Source organism: Pseudomonas sp. WS 5503 (assembly GCF_012985385.1).
In the GTDB taxonomy this organism is placed as follows: domain Bacteria; phylum Pseudomonadota; class Gammaproteobacteria; order Pseudomonadales; family Pseudomonadaceae; genus Aquipseudomonas; species Aquipseudomonas paracarnis.
In genome coordinates this window covers 372406-392613 of record NZ_JAAQWI010000004.1, presented here as the reverse complement: position 1 = coordinate 392613, position 20208 = coordinate 372406, and the positions used below count along the sequence as shown (strand labels likewise).

The window sequence follows — 20208 nt, the reverse complement described above, 5'->3', positions numbered from 1 at the left end:
TTGCCTTTACCCGCTTTCCTTTTATGAGCCGCCATGAACCCCATCACTCACGCCCAGCTCGACTGGGATGACCAAGGCCGCCCGCATTCGCGGGTATTCGACGACGTGTATTTCTCCGACCAGTCGGGCCTGGAAGAAACCCGCTACGTGTTCCTGGAGCAGAACCGCTTGCAGGTACGCTTCGCCGCCTTGCCCGCAGATGGGCGCCTGGTGATTGGTGAAACTGGCTTCGGCACCGGTTTGAACTTCCTCTGCGCCTGGCAGTTGTTCGAACAGCACGCAGTCGCCGGTGCGCGGCTGCACTTTGTCAGCGTGGAAAAGTACCCCCTCAGCCATGCCGACCTGCAACGCGCCCTCGCCCTCTGGCCCGAACTGCAACCCTTGGCCGAGCAACTGCTGGCGCAATACATTGCCATCCACCAGGGTTTCCAGCGCCTGGTACTGGACAATGGCCGCGTGACCCTGACCCTGTTGATCGGCGATGCGCTGGAACAATTGCCGCAACTGGACGCCCAGGTCGATGCATGGTTTCTCGACGGGTTCGCCCCGGCGAAAAACCCCGACATGTGGACCGCCGAGCTGTTCGCCCACCTGGCGCGCCTGGCGGCACCGGGCTCGACCATCAGCACCTTCACCAGCACCGGCTGGGTAAGGCGGTTGATCAATGCCGCCGGGTTCAAGATGAAACGCACGCCAGGCATCGGCCATAAGTGGGAGATCCTGCGTGGGGAGTTTGTCGGTTGGCCCGCCGACTTACCCGCGCCGGCCCCACGTAAACCCTGGTTCGCCCGGCCACCCGCCATCGAGGGAGAACGTCATGCCCTGGTCATCGGCGGTGGCCTGGCCGGGTGCGCGACCGCCGCCAGCCTGGCCGCCAGGGGTTGGCGTGTCAGCCTTCTGGAGCGCCACGCCGGCTTGGCACAGGAAGCGTCGGGCAACCCACAGGGTGTGTTGTACCTCAAGCTTTCGGCCCATGGCACGGCCTTGTCCCAGCTGATAGTCAGCGGTTTTGGCCACACCCGACGCCTGCTGGAACACTTGCACCGAGGTGTCGATTGGGACGGCTGTGGCGTGTTGCAACTGGCGTTTGACGCCAAGGAAATCCAGCGTCAGGCTCAATTGGCAAACGCCTTTGCTCCGGACCTGTTGCATCTGCTGGACCGCGAGCAGGCGCAGCAAAAGGCGGGAATCGAACTGGCCCACGGCGGGTTGTTTTTTCCAGAGGGCGGTTGGGTGCATCCGCCCGCGCTGTGCCAGTGGCAGGCCAAACATCCACTGATTGAAGTGCTCACCCACCACGAGGCACTGGAACTGCACCGGCTCGACGACCAATGGCAAGCCCGCGCCGGTGACCGCGTGCTGGCCAGCGCCGGTGTCGTGGTGCTCGCAGGGGCTGCGGAGATCAAGCGTTTCCCCTTCAGTGCTGACATACCGCTCAAGCGCATCCGTGGGCAGATCACTCGGCTGGCGCAAACCTGCGCGAGTAAAGCGCTGGCCACGGTGGTCTGTGCCGAGGGCTACGTCGCGCCGGCCCGGCTTGGCGAACACACCCTGGGCGCGAGTTTTGACTTCAACAATCAAGACCTCACGCCCACGCCCGCCGAACACAGCGGCAACCTGCAGATGCTGCGCGAGATGTCTACCGACCTGCTGCAGCGCCTGGGTGCCGACCGCCTGGCGGCCGAACAACTGGAAGGCCGTGCCGCGTTTCGTTGTACCAGCCCCGACTACCTGCCCATCGTTGGGCCACTGGCCGACCATGCGGCGTTTGAGCAGGCTTATGCGGTACTGGGCAAAGACGCCCGGCAAGTGCCGCAAACGCCCTGCCCGTGGCTGCCGGGGCTGTTTCTCAATAGCGGCCATGGCTCGCGTGGCCTGATCACTGCGCCGTTGTGCGGCGAACTGCTGGCTGCATGGCTGAGTGATGAGCCCCTGCCAGTGCCCACCAGCGTAGCCGAGGCTTGCCACCCCAATCGATTTGCCCTGCGCGCGTTGGTGCGAGGCCAAGGCGCTGCACAAAAAAAGCCGGATTAAAGGCAAGGCGGCTATCTGCCTTATAACTTATCGGTCTAAAACTCCACGCATAGCACTGGGTCAGTTTCTGGGTACGCGCCCTTTTGGGCGTATTGAGTATTGACCCCTCCCCAACGGAAAAACCGGTAAGGAATTTATGTGTGGACTAGCTGGCGAGTTACGCTTTGATCATCAACCTGCCGACCTGGCAGCCGTAGAACGCATCACGCACCACCTCGCCCCCCGAGGCCCCGACGCCTGGGGCTTTCATGCCCAAGGGCCGATTGCCCTGGGCCACCGCCGCCTGAAGATCATGGACCTGTCGGACGGCTCTGCCCAACCGATGGTCGACGCCCATCTGGGGCTGTCCCTGGCGTTCAATGGCGCTATCTATAATTTCCCGGAGCTGCGCCAAGAGCTGGAAGCCCTGGGTTACGCCTTCTATTCCGGTGGCGACACCGAAGTGTTGCTCAAGGGTTATCACGCCTGGGGCGAAGCGCTGCTGCCCAAGCTCAACGGCATGTTCGCTTTCGCCATCTGGGAGCGTGATGCCCAGCGTCTGTTCATCGCTCGTGACCGTCTCGGTGTGAAGCCCTTGTACCTGTCGCGCACCGGCCAGCGCCTGCGTTTCGCCTCGGCGTTGCCAGCGTTGCTCAAGGGTGGGGATATCAACCCGATCCTCGATCCGGTCGCCCTCAACCACTACCTGAATTTCCACGCCGTGGTGCCCGCGCCGCGCACGCTGTTGGCCGGCATCGAAAAGCTGCCGCCCGCCAGCTGGATGCGCATCGACGCCAGCGGCAAGACTGAACAGAAAACCTGGTGGACCCTGCCCTACGGCCCCCATGAGGACGAAAAACACCTGACCCTGGAAGACTGGACCGACCGCGTGCTCGACAGCACCCGCGAAGCCGTGGCCATCCGCCAACGTGCGGCGGTGGATGTGGGTGTGCTGCTGTCAGGCGGCGTCGACTCGAGCATGCTCGTCGGCCTGCTGCGTGAAGTGGGCGTGGAGGATTTGTCGACCTTCTCCATCGGCTTTGAAGACGCCGGCGGCGAACGTGGCGATGAGTTCCAGTACTCAGACCTGATCGCCAAACACTACGGCACCCATCACCACCAACTGCGCATCGCCGAAAGCGAGATCATCGAGCAACTGCCAGCAGCCTTCCGCGCCATGAGCGAGCCGATGGTCAGCCATGACTGCATCGCCTTCTACCTGCTGTCGCGGGAAGTGGCCAAGCATTGCAAAGTGGTGCAGAGCGGCCAGGGCGCCGATGAACTGTTCGCCGGTTACCACTGGTACCCGCAAGTGGACGGTGCCAGCGACCCGTACGCGGCCTATCGCGAGGCGTTTTTCGACCGCAGCTACGACGACTACGCGGCCACCGTCGCGCCCAAATGGCTGACCGCCAACGACGCTGCTGGCGATTTCGTGCGCGAGCACTTTGCAATGCCGGGCGCCGACGCAGCGGTGGACAAGGCCCTGCGCCTGGACAGCACGGTGATGCTGGTGGACGACCCGGTCAAACGCGTCGACAACATGACCATGGCCTGGGGTCTGGAAGCGCGCACGCCGTTTCTCGACTACCGCCTGGTAGAACTGTCGGCCCGTGTGCCGGCCCAGTTCAAGCTGCCCGACGGCGGCAAACAGGTGCTCAAGGAAGCGGCGCGTCGGGTGATCCCCAGCGAAGTCATCGACCGCAAGAAAGGCTACTTCCCGGTGCCCGGCCTCAAGCACCTGCAGGGCGATACCTTGAATTGGGTGCGCGAGTTGCTGCTGGACCCGAGCCAGGACCGCGGGCTGTTCAACCCGGCCATGCTCGACCGCTTGCTCACCGACCCGCAAGGCCAATTGACCCCGCTGCGCGGCTCCAAGCTGTGGCAGCTGGCGGCGCTGAACCTGTGGCTGAGCGAACAAGGAATCTGATCCATGAAACCGAATGCCGCGGCTTACAGCCAACGCTTACTCAAGGGCCAGGCGCCGACCTACGAGCGCCTGCAAGCGCGCCTGGCCGAAGATGGCAGCGCACTGGCCGCCGACCCGATTGCCGTGCATTGCGGCTGGGGCCGTTTGTTGATCGGCCACACCTTTCCCGACCCGGCAAGCCTGGCTCAGGAACTGCTCAACGAGCAGCCCGGCGAGCGTGATATCGCGCTGTACGTGGCCGCGCCTCAGCAAATCCTGGGCATTGACCCGCAGCAACTGTTCCTCGACCCGTCCGACACCCTGCGCCTGTGGTTCACCGACTACCGCCCGGCCACCCGTGTATTTCGCGGCTTTCGTATTCGCCGGGTGCAGAGCGAGGCCGACTGGCAAGCGGTCAACCACCTTTACCAGGGCCGCGGGATGCTACCTGTCGACCCGGAACGCCTCACCCCACGTCATCAAGGCGGCCCGGTGTACTGGCTGGCCGAAGACGAAGACAGCGGCGCGGTGATTGGCAGCGTGATGGGCCTCAATCATCACAAGGCCTTCCACGACCCGGAGAACGGATGCAGCCTTTGGTGTCTGGCCGTCGACCCTCAATGCACCCGCCCTGGCGTCGGTGAAGTGTTGGTGCGCCACTTGGTGGAGCACTTCATGAGCCGAGGCTTGAGCTACCTGGACTTGTCGGTGCTGCACGATAACCGCCAGGCCAAGAGCCTTTACGCCAAGCTCGGCTTTCGGGCGTTGACCACCTTTGCAATCAAGCGCAAGAACGGCATCAATCAACCGCTGTTTCTGGGCCCGGGGCCGCAGGCGGAGTTCAACCCTTACGCGCGCATCATTGTCGAAGAAGCCCACCGACGCGGTATTGATGTGCAAGTGGACGATGCCGATGCGGGCCTGTTCACCCTTAGCCACGGCGGGCGTCGCGTGCGTTGTCGTGAGTCCCTGAGCGACCTGACCAGCGCTATCAGCATGACCCTGTGCCAGGACAAGAGCCTCACCCACAAGGTGCTCAAGGCGGCGGGCCTGCAGGTGCCGGTGCAACAGTTGGCGGGCAGCGCCGACGACAACCTGGAGTTTCTCGACGAACACCAGCGCATCGTGGTCAAGCCGCTGGATGGCGAGCAAGGCCATGGCGTCGCAGTGGATCTGCGCAGCATCGAAGACGTGCAGCAGGCGATCGAAGCGGCGCGCCAGTTCGACAGCCGCGTGTTGCTGGAAAGCTTCCACGAAGGCCTGGACCTGCGGATTCTGGTGATCGGTTTTGAAGTGATCGCGGCTGCGATTCGTCGCCCTGCCGAAGTGATCGGCGACGGCCAACATTCGATTCGCGCGTTGATCCAGGCGCAAAGCCGTCGTCGCCAGGCGGCCACCGACGGCGAGAGCAAAATCCCGCTGGATGCAGAAACCGAGCGCACCCTCAAAGCCGCAGGTTACGACTACAACAGCATCCTGCCCCGTGGCGTGCAACTGGCCGTGCGACGCACCGCCAACCTGCACACCGGGGGTTGCCTGGAAGATGTCACGGCGATCCTGCACCCCACGCTGGTGGACGCGGCCGTGCGTGCGGCCCGTGCCCTGGATATCCCTATGGTCGGCCTGGACCTGATGGTACTTGCGGCCGACCAGCCAGAGTATGTGTTTATCGAAGCCAACGAACGGGCCGGCCTGGCCAACCATGAACCGCAACCCACGGCTGAGAAGTTTGTGGATTTGTTGTTTCCACACAGTCAGCCGGCTACCTGACTACCGATCGTTACCACGCTCCGCGTGGGAATGCAGCCTGTGACGCTCTGCGTCACCACAGCGGACGCAGAGCGTCCCTGAGGCATTCCCACGCAGAGCGTGGGAACGATCGCACGATCGCAGCGCGTCGATCGCCCTCAACTCATCAGGAGTTTCCATGACCCGAACCATTCCCGAACCCGATCTCGCGTACCTGCAAAAAGTGCTGCTGGAAATGCTCGCCATTCCCAGCCCCACCGGTTTTACCGACACCATCGTGCGTTACGTCGCCGAACGCCTGGAAGAGCTGGGCATTCCGTTTGAAATGACCCGGCGCGGCACCATTCGCGCTACCCTCAAGGGCCAGAAAAACAGCCCTGACCGCGCCGTCTCCGCCCACCTGGACACCATCGGCGCCGCCGTGCGTGCGATCAAGGACAACGGGCGCCTGACCCTGGCGCCGGTGGGCTGCTGGTCGAGCCGCTTTGCCGAAGGCAGCCGGGTCAGCCTGTTCACCGACAACGGCGTGATTCGCGGCAGCGTATTGCCGTTGATGGCCTCCGGGCACGCGTTCAACACTGCCGTGGATGAAATGCCGGTGAGCTGGGACCATGTGGAACTGCGCCTGGACGCCTACTGCGCCACGCGTGCCGACTGCGACTCCCTGGGCATCAGCGTCGGTGACTACGTGGCGTTCGACCCACTGCCCGAGTTCACCGAGAGCGGGCATATCAGCGCTCGCCACCTGGACGACAAGGCCGGCGTCGCTGCCCTGCTCGCCGCGCTCAAGGCCATCGTCGACAGTGGCGAACCCTTACTGATCGACTGCCACCCGCTGTTCACCATTACCGAGGAAACCGGCAGTGGTGCAGCGGCCGCCCTGCCCTGGGATGTGAGTGAGTTTGTCGGCATCGATATTGCCCCAGTCGCCCCCGGCCAGCACTCCAGCGAACACGCGGTGAGCGTGGCCATGCAGGACTCCGGCGGGCCCTATGATTATCATCTGTCCCGCCACTTGCTGCGCCTGGCGTCGGAGAACGACCTGCCGGTACGCCGCGATCTGTTCCGCTATTACTTCAGCGATGCGCACTCGGCGGTCACCGCCGGCCATGATATACGCACCGCCCTGCTGGCCTTCGGTTGTGACGCCACCCACGGTTACGAGCGTACCCATATAGACAGCCTGGCCGCCCTGAGCCGCTTGCTGGGCGCTTACATCCTCAGCCCGCCGGTGTTTGCCAGCGATGCGCAACCGGCCCAGGGCTCACTGGATCGGTTCAGTCATCAGATCGAGCATGAAACGCAAATGGAGAGCGACACCCGCGTGCCGTCGGTAGACAGCCTGGTCGGCCAGAAGTCCTGACGCGGTGAGTTGATACTGGCAACAAAGGTCCCGGCGCAGTAGCATCGCCGGGACCTGACACCTGAGGCTTGTATGCTGATTCCCTACGATGCACTTGAAGTCGACACCCTGACCCGCCTCATCGAAGACTTCGTCACCCGCGACGGCACCGACAATGGCGACGACACGCCCCTGGAAACCCGCGTACTGCGCGTGCGCCAGGCGCTGACCAAAGGCCAGGCGCTGATCGTCTTCGACCCCGAAAGCGAGCAATGCCAGTTGATGCTCAAGCACGATGTGCCCAAGCACCTGTTCGACTGAAAAGCTGCGCCTAAAGGTTGGGTACCGGCACGGGATGGGTAGCCTGGCCCTCGCCTTTGAGAATCTTGCGGTACACCTCGGCGCGGTACACGTTGACATCCATCGGTGCCTCGATGCCGAATTTCACGTGAGTACCGTTCACTTCAAGGATATGCACGGTGATGTCATCGCCAATGGCGATGGCTTCGCCTATGGCACGGCTTAAGACCAGCATGGCGGTTGTCCTTTGCAAATAACAGGACCTCGACCATGCCCCCTTGGCACTGGACCGGCAATGGCTTGCGGGCAAATCAGGCGCTGCCTACACAGGTAGGTAACTTGCCTGACAGACCCCAGCCAAATCAGCCCTTCACAGCTTGCGCCTTGGCGCGCATCTTGTCGGCCATCAGGGTCATTTCGTCATACAGCAACTGCGGATTTTTCTGTTTCAACGCCCAAGCCATGCGGCCTTGCTCGTGGGGCAGGATCATGAATTCGCCTTTGGCCACGCGCTGGTAAATGTAGTCGGCAATATCCGCCGCCGAGATGGGCGAACTCTCAAGCAACTTGCCCACTTGAGCCTTCATGGCTGGGGTTGGCCCACGGAACGAGTCGAGCAGGTTGGTCTGGAAAAACGACGGGCACACCACATGCACGCCCACTTCCTGTTGCTTGAGCTCCACCAACAGGCTCTCGGACAACGCCACCACGCCCGCCTTGGCCACGTTGTAGTTGCTCATGGCGGGGCCCTGCATCAGCGCTGCCATTGACGCGATGTTGATGATGCGGCCCTTGCTCTTTTCCAGCAGCGGCAGGAACGCCTTGCAGCCTTTGACGACGCCCATCAGGTTGATTGCGATCTGCCAGTCCCAATCCTCCAGGGACAGTTCAGCGAAGAACCCGCCCGAGGCCACGCCGGCGTTATTGACGATCACATCGATGCCCCCGAGCTTCACCTCACAGGCCTGGGCGAAGGCCGTGAGCTGGCTGTAGTCACGCACGTCACAGCGCTGGATAAAGCCATCCCCCCCTGCTTCGCGAACCTGCTTGAGGGTTTCCTGCAAACCGGGCTCGCTGACATCAGACAACGCCAACTGCCAGCCTTCACGGGCCCAGCGCAGAGCGATTTCGCGACCCAGGCCAGACCCGGCGCCAGTGATCATCATGCGGTTTTGCATAGGAGGTAGCCTTGTGGTTCACGAAAGAAGTGACCGGCAGTGTAGCGAAGGTTTTTGCTCTACCCACGCACCATCAGGGTGATGAATGCCCCGGGCAAACCGCGGGCTCGGTCGCAAGCGTGCCTATAGACTAAGTTCAATTTTTTTCAACTGATTAGTTCAAGTTGCGCACGCGTTAAAAGAAATAAGCGTCACATCAAAATGTTTTATAAAAACAATGAATTTTCTACGAAGTAGCAGGGTCGGAATGGGTAAGGCGTCCCACTGTACATGGACGAACCAACGGTTAAACAGCCGGTTTTTGCAAAGAACCTATAAGGAATAAAACCATGAGCCTCATTCTGATTATTATCCTGATCCTGCTGCTGGTCGGTGGCCTGCCCGTGTTCCCGCACTCGCGTAACTGGGGTTATGGACCGTCGGGTATCCTGGGTGTGGTGCTGGTTGTTCTGCTGGTGCTGTTGTTGCTCGGCAAGATATAAACGCCGCGCTACGCTTTTTGTAGGAGCGAGCTTGCTCGCGAAAAAGGTACAGGCGCCGCATTTATTCAGGACGCGCGTTATCGTTGACCTTCTTCGCGAGCAAGCTCTCTCCTACAAGTAAGAAAGCAAAAAAAAGAGGCCCTCTAGAGGGCCTCTTTTTTATTGCCGGTCAGTTAGTCCGGTTTGCCATCTACCACACCTGCGGTGTTATCCAGCAGGCTCTTGGTCGCGGTCTGCAGAAACGACTCGAGCTTCTGCTTGAGCACAGCTTCGTCCGGCGACTCAGGAATCACCTTGCCAGTCGGCTCGGCGCCCAGTGTGTATTCCCACAACTTGGGTGGCATTTCCTTGGGCAATACCAGTACGCGGTCGCCGGTGAGCAAGGCCACGGTCTGGTCGCTGCCCGATGGCTTGATCACGCCGAAACCCTTGTCACCTTCCGGCAGGTTCAGCAGGTCGCGGCCCCAGCACTGGTGCAAGGTATCGCCGCCCAGGCGGCCCATGATGGTCGGCACGATGTCGATCTGGGTGCCCACGGTGTGGTCACGCTCACCGAACTTCTCGCGCATGCCCGGTGCAATCATCAGCATCGGCACGTTGAAGCGACCCAGGTCCATCTCGGTGATCTGCTGCTCATTGCCAAAGCCGTGGTCACCGACGATCACGAACAGGGTTTCCTTGAAGTACGGCTCCTTGCGGGCCTTTTCAAAGAACTGGCCCAAGGCCCAGTCGGAGTAGCGCATGGCCGTCAAATGCTCGTTGAGGCTGCCACGGTCGGTGACTTTCTCTACCGGCAACGGGGTCGGCAATGCGTACGGCGTGTGGTTGGACAGGGTTTGCAGCAGTGCGTAGAACGGCTTGCCGCCTTCGCGCGCCTTCAGTTCTTCCAGGCCACGGTTGAACATGTCCTGGTCGGACACGCCCCATGTCGGGTCGGAGAACACCGGGTCGACGAAGTCATTGCGGCCGATAAAGTTGGTCATGCCCTGGTTGCTGAAGAAGCCCGACTGATTGTCCCAGGCGAAATCGCCGTTGTAGACATACACATCGTCGAAATCACGCGCACTGAGCAACTGCGGCAGGCCCGACAGCTTGTGGCTGCCTTCCGGAGTCTGCATCAGGTATTCGAAACCCGGCAGGTTCGGGAAGCAGGCCATGGTGGCGAACATACCCTGGTGGGTGTGGGTGCCGTTGGAGAAGAAGCGGTCGAACAGCAAGCCCTCGTGTGTCAGCTTGTCGAAGTACGGGGTGATATTGCCCGGACGTCCCAATGCGCCCACCGAATGACCAGCGAAGCTTTCCATCAGGATCACCACGACGTTCTTGATCGGCAGGGTTTTCTCGGCCGGTGGCGTGAAGTCGCGGCGCACGGCAGCGGTGTCGGTGTCTACCAGCTTCTCTTGCGGCAGCACCAGCATGTCACGCACGGTCTGGGTGGCCAGCGGTTGTTCCAGGGTCGCCTTCCAGATGTTGGCGCGGTCTTCACCGAAGCGCGCCTTGGCCGCTGCGATCAGCGACAGAGTGCCATTGAGGCCCAGTTGGTTGGCGAAGTTCGAATCGGTGGTGTAGACGTCACCCCAACGCAGCGGTGGCCCCTGGCGCAGGGTGCCACGGATGGCGACCACAGCGACCAGCAGGCAAACCATGAACACTGCGATGCGGCTGTACCATGGCGCCACCTGGCGCGTGCTGATAGTGCCGCCGCTGAAGGGGCCCCGTGGGCGCGTTGCGCGGTCAGCGCCCTTGAAGGCCATGCTCAGGATCAGCGTGCCCACGGCCCAGGCCAGCAGGTAGCGCACCACCGGGAAACCGTACCAGAGCATGCTCATCACGGTTTTCGGGTCTTCCTTCACATACTGGAAGACCAGGCCGTTGAGGCGCTGGTGGAATTCGCGGTAGAAGTCCATCTCCATCAGGCCAAGGAACAAGGCGATGCTGGACGCGACGGTCAGCCACAAACGGAAGAACCCGCGCGCTGCCATGGCCCGCACGCTGAACAGCGCCAACAGCAGCGGGATCAGCAGGTACATCACCAGGCGAATGTCCAGGCGCAGCCCGTTGGCGAAGGCTTCGAGGAACGTCGAGGCCGGCGTATCGAGGATCATCTCGCGGTTGTAGACCAGCAACGCCAGGCGCAGCAGGGAAAACATCACCATCATGACCAGTGCGCAGAGCAGCGTGTACGCCAGATGGGATTTGACGGTCGGTTGCAGCAGGCGATTTGAAGCTCGCTGCTGATTCAGGGCGTCCGGGTTTGCCATGTCGTTTTAGGACCCATTGGAAGTTTAAGTTGCGAAATAATGCAGTGGCGTCCGTCCCTCGCCCAGGCTGGCTGGGGTAGGCGGTTAACGCGGTGGCACAAATGGTGCCCGATCAAGGCCGGCAAGGCTATTAATTACTGAACGCATGCCACGGCCCTGCCTTTAAGGGCACTGGAGATAGAGCCCTGGCAGCCGGATAAAGCCGGAGAATTGTCTTGGATGGGATGTGAAAATTTCGTGCGGCGAATACTTTCGACACACAAATCTGCTGTTGTAGGAGCGAGCTTGCTCGCGAAAAACTCAAAGTCACCGCGTTCATCCAGGAAGCACGCGTTATCGTTGACGTTTTTCGCGAGCAAGCTCGCTCCTACACTGGCATTAGGGCTCAGATCCGCACGTTACCGCGCGGCCCGGCGATAGCCCAGATGATCAGGCCCAGCACTGGCAACAGCAGGATCAACAGGATCCACAGCACTTTGGCGCCGGTGCTGGCGCCGCTTTTGAACACGTTGATGATCGCCCAGATATCCAGCGCGAGGATGATCAGGCCAATCAGACTATTAAACGTGGAACCCATGGTGTCGCTCCTAAGTGAGGGCATGCACTTGTAGGATAGTCAGCCTTGGCGCGGGTTCCGTTTTATTTCAGACGTGTACGGCAATCTTCAAGGCTTCAAGCGAGGGCGCGGCCTTGATGCCGACTTCGGCACACAGTTCCAGCACTCGCGCCAGGTCGTTGCCGAACACCAGCACTGCCTGGATCTCGTCATCCAACAACTGGCTGAAGTTCATCAGCACATAACCGCCATCTTCCGGGCTCAGGGCGCTCATCTGGATCTGGATGCGGTTGAGCGCGGTCAGGTCTTCGGTCTTGGCCAGTTGCTTGGGCTTGAGGTTGAACGCCACGCCCGGACCGAACGACGCAACGATCTGGGCAAACAGGTCGCCATAGGTATCGGCCTGGAACAACACCGTGTCCGGCAGGCTACCGACCACCACCCACTCCCCCAGCGGGATCGGAAAACTGTCGTCGTAGTTGATATCCGGATTGGCCGCCAGGAACGCCGCCGGGTCCGCGTAGGCCTGGGCCGCTTCGTCGGCAATACGCGCTACCTCATCCTCCCCCATGACGCCGGCGCTGATTTTGCTGATGAGTTCGACGAGGGCGGTTTTCATGGGGCGATCCTGTAACGGGCAAGTTTTGAAGGGCGCGTAGCCTACACCAGTTTCTGCAACTGCGCCGCCGTATCCACCGCGCCCATGGTCTGCGCCGCGGCCAGTGCCGTCGCGCCTTGTGCATCGGTGGCCTTGGGGTTTGCGCCTTTACCAAGCAGGTAATCAACCATGTCAACGCGGTTGAACATCGCCGCCATCATCAAGGCCGTACGCCCGTCCGAGGAGGCCGCGTCAATCGGCGTGCCGCCCTCGATCAACGCCTGGACCACCGGCAGGTTGCCTTTGAACGCCGCGCCGGCAATCGGCAACTGGTTCTTGTCGTTGGCGATCAGGGGGTCGGCCTTGAACTCCAACAGCACTTTGACCGCCTCGGCATGGCCGTGGTACGCCGCGAGCATCAACAAGGTGTCGCCATTGTGATTACGAAAGTTGGCCGGCAGGCCTTTCGCCAACAGTGCGGCAAGCATCGCGGCGTCGCCGCGCCGGGCGACGTCGAAGACTTGCTCGGCAAACTCGGCGGCTTCGTCTTCGGTCATTTGTTTAGGTTGATCTGACATGGGGGCTCCTTGCTGAGGCGACTGACATAACTGTTTAAGGCGCCCAGTGTCGCGATGGAGTTCCCCGGTGTCATGGCTTTTTTGTCAAAAGCCGCCATAGCCAGAATCAATAACGGAATTGGCCGCCCTGGATCTGCGCCAGCAATTGCCCGGTCACCGGCACATAGGTGTCCGAACCCGGCAACCAGGCGTAGACCGGGTCATTGCCAGCCTTGTCCGGGTCGAACCCTTGCTCCTTGAGCTTCACTTTCTGGTACTTGAACGTGCCGGTGGTTTCCATCTTCACCTTGATCCGCAAAAACAACGGCACCGCATAAGGGGGCAACTGGCCGAGGGCAAATTGCAGCAGTTCGCGCATGTCCAGGCTGGCCAGGGATTCGCTGGGGGTGATGGCGACCATGCCTGCGCGGCCGTTGGTGTTGTTGATCTCGACGCCATAGGCCACCACTTCAGCGATCTGCGGGTGTTTCAGCAGGACGTTTTCCACCTCGGTGGTCGAGACGTTTTCGCCCTTCCAGCGATAGGTATCCCCCAGGCGATCGACAAATTGCGCATGGCCGAAACCGATGCTGCGCACCAGGTCGCCGGTGTTGAAATAGCGGTCGCCTTTTTCGAATACGTCGGTCAGTACCACCTTGCGGTTCTTTTCCGGGTCGGTGTAACCGTCGAAGGGCGACTTATCATCAATGCGCGCCAATAGCAGGCCCTGCCCGCCAGTGGGCACCTTGACCATGAACCCATTGTTGCCGCGCAGCGGCTCACCGGTGTCATGGGCGTAATCCACCAGCGCCCAATGCTGCAGGCAAAAGCCGATGGTGTTGTCAAAATTCAGCACGTTGGTAAAGCCGATATTGCCGTCGCTGGCGGCATAGAGTTCGCAGATGTGCTCCACGCCATAACGCTGCTTGAACTGCGCCCACACACCGGGGCGCAGGCCGTTGCCGACCATCTTGGTCACCTGGTTATCGCGGTCCTGCGCACTCGCGGGCTGGTCGAGCAGATAGCGGCACAGCTCACCGACATAGCCCAGAGTGGTCGCCTTGAACTGGCGTGCATCGTCCCAGAACTGGCTGGCGCTGAATTTGCGCCGAATGGCAAAGCCGGACGCGCCGATAATCGCCGCCCCCCAGCACACGCACAGGCCGGTGGCGTGGTACAGCGGCAAGGTGCAATAGAGGACGTCCTGCGGCCCCATGTCCAGGGCGATACTGCCGAAGCTCACGGCGGTTTTGGTCCAGCGCCCGTGCTTCATGATGCCGGCCTTGGGCAAGCCGGTGGTGCCGGAGGTGTAGATATAGAAGCAGGGATCGTGGAAGAACACCTGCGCCGAACTCGCCGGATTGTCCACCGGACTTTCGGCACTGGCGGCCATCAGGTCGATGTAGCCGTCGGGCACCCTACTGCCGGGCTGATCGGCCACGAACCAGGTGCGCTCGGCCGGGATCTGGACTTGATCGCGCACTGCTGCGTAAGGGCTCAGCAATTCGGCACCGACCACAATGGCAACCGGATTGACCAGGGTCAGGCTGTGTACCAGCGCCCCTTGAGTTTGCGCCGTATTGAGCATGGCGCAGATGCCGCCCAGCTTGGCCACGGCCAGCACGTTGAGCAGCAACTCGGGGCGATTCTCGATAAACAGCGCCACCACGTCACCCTTGCGGATGCCCTGGGCCTGCAAGTGATTGGCAATACGATTGGCGCACTGATTGGCGTCGCGGTAGCTGATCACGCTGTCCCCATACAGCAGGGCAGCACCGTCCGGGTTACGCAACGTGGCTTGTTCGAAATGCCAGCCCAGGCCGCAGGGTTGGCTGGGGTCGGTGACGTTGGCCGCACGCATGCCGCGCACCACCCGTGGTAGCGCCCGAACGATGGCAGGCACCTTACGCAGCATCATGCGCCAGGTGATCATGTCGACTTGCTGATGAGTCATGGCGGGACGTCCCTTTTCTTATTCTTGGTCTGGTCCAGGTACATCGACTGGTGTAGCGGAAAATACGTCAGCGGTTCTTTGGCTGTACACGCGGGATTTGAAAAGTTTTGTATCCCGTGGCGGCCGCCCGATGCTTATCTCCCTGACACTCCACCATTTAAATGTGGGAGCCGCCTTGCCTGCGATGACGGCCTGCCAGCCGACCGGGATTTTTCCTGGCAAAAGGCGGTCAGTATCATTACAGCCCTTCCCCTCCCGCCGGGAAAATCACCGGGCAGATAGCGCAAAATGCAGGATGCACGATGGCCCTTCATGCAAATTGCACGAAAATGAAAATCCTATAAATTTATAAATGACTGATTTATAAGGATTTTCTAGAAAATCCAATACTGGCACAATCACTGCACCTATCACTCCATGCTTGCCAACTTGAGCCAATGGAGCTGATAGACATGAGCCTGATCCAAGATAAATTCGCTTCGGTATTTTCCAACTACGACGTCACCACCCAGCCACGTCCGGACGGCGGTATCCTGTTGACCCTGCGCAACAGCGAAGGTAAGCAGGTCAAGCGCTCGATCTCTTATCAGCAGCTGCACACTGCCGACCAACTGACTTGGGTGATTAGCGCTATTCGCCGTGACTTGGCCGAACAAGCCAGCGAACTGCCGCAGATTTCGATGTTGCAAAGCCAGAACCGCTTTGCGCTGCCGACCTATCACTCGGCCTAATCTACACCTCTGAAAAAGGGCCGCGACGCTACTCAGCGTCGCGGCCCTTTTTCATGCTATTAACATAAGCCCTGCCGAACCGCCTCATTCTTTGCCTGCACACGGTTGGTGACATCCAACTTGCCGTAGATGTTGCGCAGATGAAATTTAACCGTGGCTTCAGAGGTGGCGCGAATCTGGCTGATTTCCCAGACGGTCTTGCCCTCGGAGGCCCATCGCAGGATTTCCAGCTCGGTGGAAGTCAGGGGCTTGCCGGACAAGCTCATGCGTTTTCTGATAGCCGTCGGCACGATAACCAACGGGCGATACGTCTCCTCGGGGCCACTCATTGTTCTCTCCTTATATCTGCTGATGCGCTGCCATCTTTCGGATTCCTCCCATTGACAGATGGCATAAACATTGACGCCGAACAGAGAGTTACATAAAGAGTGGAATCAAAGCGCACAGCACCGAACAAACAGCGTTGCCCTACAAATAATTAAGTTTCTTCCCACAGCAACTTCCAACTTGCCAGGGTTGAACATTCAGTTATCTATGCTTAGTCATCCAGCCCTGGAAAGCGGGTGGCAATCGCATCACCGGTCAAAGAGGGCACAACGCCTTCGGCCGTGTTGAACAAACGCAGTGTCACACAGTGCGGGTTTTCGCCGATGTCGAACCAGTGCGGTACACCGGCCGGGATGATCAGCAAGTCATTCTTCTCACAGCGCAAGCTGTACACATAGTCGCCTATGTGCAGCGTAAACAGCCCCTGGCCTGCGATGAAGAAACGCACTTCATCTTCACTGTAGGTACGTTCATCCAGGAACTGTGCGCGCAGCTCGTCTTTCTGTGGATGGTCGTGGGTCACGCTGACCACTTCAACAGCGGCGTAGCCCAGAGCATCGATCTGCGCCTGGTACGCGGCGATCATCTGCGCCGCACTGGCGCCCTTCTCGATTGGGCTGGGCTGCCAGCGCTCGAACCGCACACCGTGCTCGGCCAGGGTCGACTGGATGTCGTCGGCATGGGTCAACACTTTGTTCGGGGTGTCCGGGGTGGCGATGGAGTAGACGGCTACATAGCTCATTGCACGGTTCCTTGGTTCGGCTCTTGCAATCGAAGGCCAATGATAATGGCGGCGGCCAGGGCCGCGAGGCTGGCGATACTGAACGTGAAGGTTGGCCCCAGCAGATTCCAGCTGTAACCGGAATACAGGGCGCCGAGCGCGCCGCCGGTGCCGGCCAGCGCGGCATAAAGGGCCTGGCCCTGGCCTTGCTGGCGGTCACCGAAGCTGCGTTGCACAAAGGCAATTGCCGCCGCGTGGAAGCTGCCGAACGTGGCGGCGTGCATCAACTGCGCCACCAGCAGCAGCCAGAAAACCTCGGCAAATGAACCCAGCAGCCACCAGCGCAGCGCCGCCAGCAAGAAGCTGGCGAGCAGCACCCGGCGCACCGAAAAGCGCGCAAGAATACGGCTCATGGCCAGGAACATCAGCACTTCCGCCACCACCCCAAGCGCCCACAGCAGGCCGATCACGCCACGGCTGTAGCCCAAATGCTCCAGGTGCAGGGTGAGGAAGGTGTAATACGGGCCATGGCTCATTTGCATCAGCGCCACGCAGGCATAAAACGCCAGCACGCCTGGGCTGCGCAATTGCTTGAGAAAGCCATCGCCGGCCAGGCGGTTGCCGTGGCTGGCCGGCTGCGCGTTCGGTACCCACAGGCTGGCGCCGATGATGCCGGCCATGATTACCACGACCACCACCGGGTAAATATCCAGGCTCAGCCAATCGAACAGGCGCCCCATAACCACCACGGTGAGGATAAAACCAATGGAGCCCCACAGACGGATCTGGCTGTAGCGCGAGGTTTGCTTGTGCAGGTGTGCCAGGGTGATGACTTCAAACTGCGGCAGCACCGCGTGCCAGAAGAACGCGTGCAGGGCCATCACCAGCGCCAGCCAGGCGTAGGTTTTGCTGACAAAAATCAGGCAGAAGCTGGCCAGGGTGCACACCGCGCCGAATCGCACAATGGCCAGGCGCCGGCCGGTGTAGTCGCCGATCCAGCCCCACAGGTTGGGGGCCACGCAGCGCATCAGCATGGGAATGGCCACCAGCTCGCCGATGCGCGCGCTGGAGAAACCGAGGTGATCGAAGTACAGCGCCAGGAACGGCGCGGTCGCCCCCAGCAGGGCGAAATAGAAGAGGTAGAAGCTGGAGAGGCGCCAGTATGGGAGCGGTGGGAGCATGTTATTGGGGCTGCTGCACAGCCCAGCGCGAGCAAGCTCGCTGGCCACAACAAGCTCGCTCATTGCCCCAGGCGATCACAGTTGGCCCAGTATCGGGGTACTCACGCGCACATCGGCATTTTGCCCGCGGTTGCGCAGCAGATGGTCCATCAACACGATGGCCATCATGGCTTCGGCAATCGGTGTGGCACGGATGCCGACGCACGGGTCGTGGCGGCCCTTGGTGATCACGTCCACCGGGTTGCCGTGCACATCGATCGAACGGCCAGGCGTGGTAATGCTCGACGTGGCCTTGAGCGCCAGGTGCGCCACGATCGGCTGGCCGGAAGAAATACCGCCGAGGATGCCGCCCGCGTTGTTGCTGAGGAAACCTTCAGGGGTCATCTCATCGCGATGCTCGGTACCGCGCTGGGATACGCAGGCGAAGCCGGCGCCGATTTCCACGCCTTTCACCGCGTTGATGCTCATCAACGCATGGGCCAGTTCGGCGTCGAGGCGATCAAAGATCGGCTCACCCAGGCCCGGTTTCACGCCTTCGGCCACCACGGTGATCTTCGCGCCGACCGAGTCCTGGTCGCGGCGCAACTGGTCCATGTAGGCCTCCAGTTCCGGCACCTTGTCCGGGTCGGGGCAGAAGAAGGCGTTGTCTTCGACGCTGTCCCAAGTCTTGAACGGGATTTCAATCGGGCCCAACTGGCTCATGTAGCCACGGATGACGATGCCCTGGGTGGCCAGGTATTTCTTGGCGATGGCGCCAGCGGCCACGCGCATGGCGGTTTCACGCGCCGAGCTGCGGCCACCGCCACGGTAGTCGCGTTCGCCGTATTTGTGGTGGTAGGTGTAGTCGGCATGGGCCGGGCGGAACAGGTCCTTGATCGCCGAGTAGTCCTTGGACTTCTGGTCGGTGTTACGAATCAACAGGCCAATGGCGCAGCCCGTGGTGCGACCTTCGAACACTCCGGAGAGGATTTCGACTTCGTCCGGTTCCTGGCGCTGGGTGGTGTGGCGGCTGGTGCCGGGCTTGCGGCGGTCGAGGTCGCGCTGCAGGTCGTCCAGGCTCAGCTCCAGGCCTGGCGGGCAGCCGTCGACAATGGCGACCAACGCCGGGCCATGGCTTTCGCCCGCGGTGGTGACAGTGAACAGCTTGCCGAAGGTATTGCCGGACATGCAGGGCGCTCCGTGAAATCAGTTGAATCAAGTCAACCGTAATAACTTAAGACGGCCAGTATACGCAGGCTAACCGACTAGTTCATCCTCGAAACCTTACCGGTAGACGTTGGTCCAACCGGCACCTCTCCAATGATGGCGCTATGATGCTGCGAGTTCTGCTGTTCACCCTCACCCTGTTCACCGCCGTGGCCCAGGCCGCCTCCCCTGTTGTCTTGCAACGCCCGATCAGCCTGGACACCGGCAGCGGCCAACTCTTTGGCTCCCTGCTGTTGCCGCAATCGGATAAACCGGTGCCGGTGGTGCTGATCATCGCCGGCTCCGGCCCCACCGACCGTAACGGCAACAGCGCCGACGGCGCGCGCAATGACAGCCTCAAGCGCCTGGCCTGGGTACTGGCCCGGCATAACATCGCCAGCGTGCGCTACGACAAGCGCGGCGTGGCCGCAAGCCTGGCGGCCACGCCGGATGAACGCAACCTGACCCTGGAGGCGTATGTGGCCGACGCCGTGGCCTGGGGCAAGTTACTCAAGGCCGACAAGCGCATGGGCCCGCTGATTGTGCTGGGCCACAGCGAGGGCGCGCTGGTCGCCGCCCTCGCCGCGCCGCAACTTGAACCGGCCGGGGTCATTTCCTTGTCTGGCAGCGCCCGCCCGGTGGACCAGGTGATCCGTCAGCAACTGGCCGATCACTTGCCCCCTGCCCTGCTGCTGCGCAGCAATGAAATACTCGATCACCTCAAGGCCGGCCAGGTGGACGCCGACGTGCCGCGCCCATTGGAGGGTATTTTCCGACCCAGCGTGCAGCCGTATCTGATCAGCCTGTTCCGCGCCGATCCGTCGGCCGCCTTTGCGCGCCTGGACATGCCGGCGCTGATCATTCAGGGCACCAACGATATCCAGGTTGGCGTAGGCGACGCCCGGCAACTGAAGCAGGCCAAGCCCGACGCGCAGTTGACGGTGATCGAAGGCATGAACCACGTGATGCGCATCGTGCCCAATAACGTGAAGCAGCAACTGGCCTCCTACAATGACCCGAAACTGCCGCTGGCTGCGGAGCTGGGCCAACGTATCGTCAGCTTTATCGAAGGACTTCAACCCCGTTAAGCGGCAATTGGCCTCCAGTCCTGGGAAAAACGGCCGATAAGTCCAGAGTCGACAGTAAAAAGACTGTCGGCTCGCA

19 protein-coding genes are annotated in these 20208 nt (G+C 61.2%); 8 read left to right on the top strand and 11 right to left on the bottom strand.

The window, feature by feature from the left end:
- The first annotated feature begins 33 nt into the window (after positions 1–33).
- From mnmC to HBO10_RS13630, 5 genes are all read left to right on the top strand, one after another.
- Entirely contained in the window at positions 34–2034 is a 2001-nt protein-coding gene (gene mnmC / locus HBO10_RS13650; RefSeq protein WP_034126155.1) for a bifunctional tRNA (5-methylaminomethyl-2-thiouridine)(34)-methyltransferase MnmD/FAD-dependent 5-carboxymethylaminomethyl-2-thiouridine(34) oxidoreductase MnmC, read from the top strand.
- 136 nt (positions 2035–2170) lie between these two features.
- Entirely contained in the window at positions 2171–3943 is a 1773-nt protein-coding gene (locus HBO10_RS13645; protein WP_034126154.1) for an N-acetylglutaminylglutamine amidotransferase, read from the top strand.
- A gap of 3 nt (positions 3944–3946) precedes the next feature.
- The gene (ngg, locus tag HBO10_RS13640) at positions 3947–5692 is read left to right on the top strand and encodes an N-acetylglutaminylglutamine synthetase (protein ID WP_034126153.1); all 1746 of its coding nucleotides are present in this window, start codon (positions 3947–3949) and stop codon (positions 5690–5692) included.
- Between the two features lie 157 nt (positions 5693–5849).
- Positions 5850–7034, top strand: a complete 1185-nt coding sequence (locus tag HBO10_RS13635) for an osmoprotectant NAGGN system M42 family peptidase (protein ID WP_034126152.1) — start codon at positions 5850–5852, stop codon at positions 7032–7034.
- 72 nt (positions 7035–7106) lie between these two features.
- Positions 7107–7334 (top strand): YheU family protein, encoded by a 228-nt coding sequence (locus tag HBO10_RS13630; RefSeq protein WP_003192759.1) that lies wholly within the window; start codon positions 7107–7109, stop codon positions 7332–7334.
- Between the two features lie 10 nt (positions 7335–7344).
- Here the strand turns inward: HBO10_RS13630 and csrA are convergent, their stop codons facing one another.
- Positions 7345–7548, bottom strand: a complete 204-nt coding sequence (gene csrA, locus HBO10_RS13625) for a carbon storage regulator CsrA (protein WP_034126151.1) — start codon at positions 7546–7548, stop codon at positions 7345–7347.
- Positions 7549–7675: 127 nt separating this feature from the next.
- Positions 7676–8491, bottom strand: a complete 816-nt coding sequence (locus HBO10_RS13620; protein WP_034126150.1) for an SDR family oxidoreductase — start codon at positions 8489–8491, stop codon at positions 7676–7678.
- A gap of 329 nt (positions 8492–8820) precedes the next feature.
- Between HBO10_RS13620 and HBO10_RS13615 the strand changes: the two genes are divergently transcribed.
- Positions 8821–8973, top strand: a complete 153-nt coding sequence (locus tag HBO10_RS13615) for a DUF3309 family protein (RefSeq protein WP_003192767.1) — start codon at positions 8821–8823, stop codon at positions 8971–8973.
- Between the two features lie 173 nt (positions 8974–9146).
- Here HBO10_RS13615 and HBO10_RS13610 read toward each other — a convergent pair whose 3' ends face one another.
- From HBO10_RS13610 to HBO10_RS13590, 5 genes are all read right to left on the bottom strand, one after another.
- On the bottom strand, positions 9147–11234 hold the full coding sequence (locus HBO10_RS13610) for an LTA synthase family protein (protein ID WP_034126149.1): 2088 nt from the start codon (positions 11232–11234) through the stop codon (positions 9147–9149).
- A 385-nt stretch (positions 11235–11619) separates the two neighbouring features.
- On the bottom strand, positions 11620–11811 hold the full coding sequence (locus HBO10_RS13605) for a PLDc N-terminal domain-containing protein (RefSeq protein WP_003192770.1): 192 nt from the start codon (positions 11809–11811) through the stop codon (positions 11620–11622).
- A 67-nt stretch (positions 11812–11878) separates the two neighbouring features.
- Entirely contained in the window at positions 11879–12409 is a 531-nt protein-coding gene (locus tag HBO10_RS13600; protein WP_034126148.1) for a hypothetical protein, read from the bottom strand.
- 41 nt (positions 12410–12450) lie between these two features.
- The gene (locus tag HBO10_RS13595) at positions 12451–12966 is read right to left on the bottom strand and encodes an ankyrin repeat domain-containing protein (RefSeq protein WP_014719271.1); all 516 of its coding nucleotides are present in this window, start codon (positions 12964–12966) and stop codon (positions 12451–12453) included.
- A 106-nt stretch (positions 12967–13072) separates the two neighbouring features.
- Positions 13073–14899 carry a long-chain-acyl-CoA synthetase gene (locus tag HBO10_RS13590; RefSeq protein WP_034126147.1) on the bottom strand — a complete coding sequence of 609 codons (1827 nt, stop codon included), beginning with the start codon at positions 14897–14899 and terminating at the stop codon, positions 13073–13075.
- Positions 14900–15351: 452 nt separating this feature from the next.
- Here HBO10_RS13590 and HBO10_RS13585 point away from each other — a divergent pair, with 452 nt between their 5' ends.
- Entirely contained in the window at positions 15352–15630 is a 279-nt protein-coding gene (locus tag HBO10_RS13585; protein ID WP_003172952.1) for a DUF3509 domain-containing protein, read from the top strand.
- Positions 15631–15689: 59 nt separating this feature from the next.
- Here HBO10_RS13585 and HBO10_RS13580 read toward each other — a convergent pair whose 3' ends face one another.
- The 4 genes from HBO10_RS13580 to aroC all read right to left on the bottom strand — a co-directional run bounded on the left by HBO10_RS13580 (position 15690) and on the right by aroC (position 19026).
- Positions 15690–15959, bottom strand: a complete 270-nt coding sequence (locus tag HBO10_RS13580) for a helix-turn-helix transcriptional regulator (protein ID WP_034126146.1) — start codon at positions 15957–15959, stop codon at positions 15690–15692.
- A 209-nt stretch (positions 15960–16168) separates the two neighbouring features.
- A complete protein-coding gene (locus HBO10_RS13575) occupies positions 16169–16699 on the bottom strand; it encodes an acireductone dioxygenase (protein ID WP_034126145.1) in 531 nt (176 codons plus the stop codon).
- Entirely contained in the window at positions 16696–17859 is a 1164-nt protein-coding gene (locus HBO10_RS13570; protein WP_034126374.1) for an MFS transporter, read from the bottom strand. Before HBO10_RS13570 ends, HBO10_RS13575 begins: the two co-directional genes overlap by 4 nt.
- Positions 17860–17934: 75 nt before the next feature.
- On the bottom strand, positions 17935–19026 hold the full coding sequence (gene aroC, locus HBO10_RS13565; RefSeq protein WP_003192786.1) for a chorismate synthase: 1092 nt from the start codon (positions 19024–19026) through the stop codon (positions 17935–17937).
- A gap of 143 nt (positions 19027–19169) precedes the next feature.
- Between aroC and HBO10_RS13560 the strand changes: the two genes are divergently transcribed.
- Positions 19170–20132, top strand: coding sequence for an alpha/beta fold hydrolase (locus HBO10_RS13560; RefSeq protein WP_019818577.1), 963 nt, complete (start codon positions 19170–19172; stop codon positions 20130–20132).
- Positions 20133–20208 lie beyond the last annotated feature (76 nt).

Bases quoted from the DNA above. Each gene is read 5' to 3' on its own strand.
- mnmC (WP_034126155.1), top strand. From the start codon at position 34: ATGAACCCCATCACTCACGCCCAGCTCGACTGGGATGACCAAGGCCGC.
- HBO10_RS13645 (WP_034126154.1), top strand. From the start codon at position 2,171: ATGTGTGGACTAGCTGGCGAGTTACGCTTTGATCATCAACCTGCCGAC.
- ngg (WP_034126153.1), top strand. From the start codon at position 3,947: ATGAAACCGAATGCCGCGGCTTACAGCCAACGCTTACTCAAGGGCCAG.
- HBO10_RS13635 (WP_034126152.1), top strand. From the start codon at position 5,850: ATGACCCGAACCATTCCCGAACCCGATCTCGCGTACCTGCAAAAAGTG.
- HBO10_RS13630 (WP_003192759.1), top strand. From the start codon at position 7,107: ATGCTGATTCCCTACGATGCACTTGAAGTCGACACCCTGACCCGCCTC.
- csrA (WP_034126151.1), bottom strand. From the start codon at position 7,548: ATGCTGGTCTTAAGCCGTGCCATAGGCGAAGCCATCGCCATTGGCGAT.
- HBO10_RS13620 (WP_034126150.1), bottom strand. From the start codon at position 8,491: ATGCAAAACCGCATGATGATCACTGGCGCCGGGTCTGGCCTGGGTCGC.
- HBO10_RS13615 (WP_003192767.1), top strand. From the start codon at position 8,821: ATGAGCCTCATTCTGATTATTATCCTGATCCTGCTGCTGGTCGGTGGC.
- HBO10_RS13610 (WP_034126149.1), bottom strand. From the start codon at position 11,234: ATGGCAAACCCGGACGCCCTGAATCAGCAGCGAGCTTCAAATCGCCTG.
- HBO10_RS13605 (WP_003192770.1), bottom strand. From the start codon at position 11,811: ATGGGTTCCACGTTTAATAGTCTGATTGGCCTGATCATCCTCGCGCTG.
- HBO10_RS13600 (WP_034126148.1), bottom strand. From the start codon at position 12,409: ATGAAAACCGCCCTCGTCGAACTCATCAGCAAAATCAGCGCCGGCGTC.
- HBO10_RS13595 (WP_014719271.1), bottom strand. From the start codon at position 12,966: ATGTCAGATCAACCTAAACAAATGACCGAAGACGAAGCCGCCGAGTTT.
- HBO10_RS13590 (WP_034126147.1), bottom strand. From the start codon at position 14,899: ATGACTCATCAGCAAGTCGACATGATCACCTGGCGCATGATGCTGCGT.
- HBO10_RS13585 (WP_003172952.1), top strand. From the start codon at position 15,352: ATGAGCCTGATCCAAGATAAATTCGCTTCGGTATTTTCCAACTACGAC.
- HBO10_RS13580 (WP_034126146.1), bottom strand. From the start codon at position 15,959: ATGAGTGGCCCCGAGGAGACGTATCGCCCGTTGGTTATCGTGCCGACG.
- HBO10_RS13575 (WP_034126145.1), bottom strand. From the start codon at position 16,699: ATGAGCTATGTAGCCGTCTACTCCATCGCCACCCCGGACACCCCGAAC.
- HBO10_RS13570 (WP_034126374.1), bottom strand. From the start codon at position 17,859: ATGCTCCCACCGCTCCCATACTGGCGCCTCTCCAGCTTCTACCTCTTC.
- aroC (WP_003192786.1), bottom strand. From the start codon at position 19,026: ATGTCCGGCAATACCTTCGGCAAGCTGTTCACTGTCACCACCGCGGGC.
- HBO10_RS13560 (WP_019818577.1), top strand. From the start codon at position 19,170: ATGATGCTGCGAGTTCTGCTGTTCACCCTCACCCTGTTCACCGCCGTG.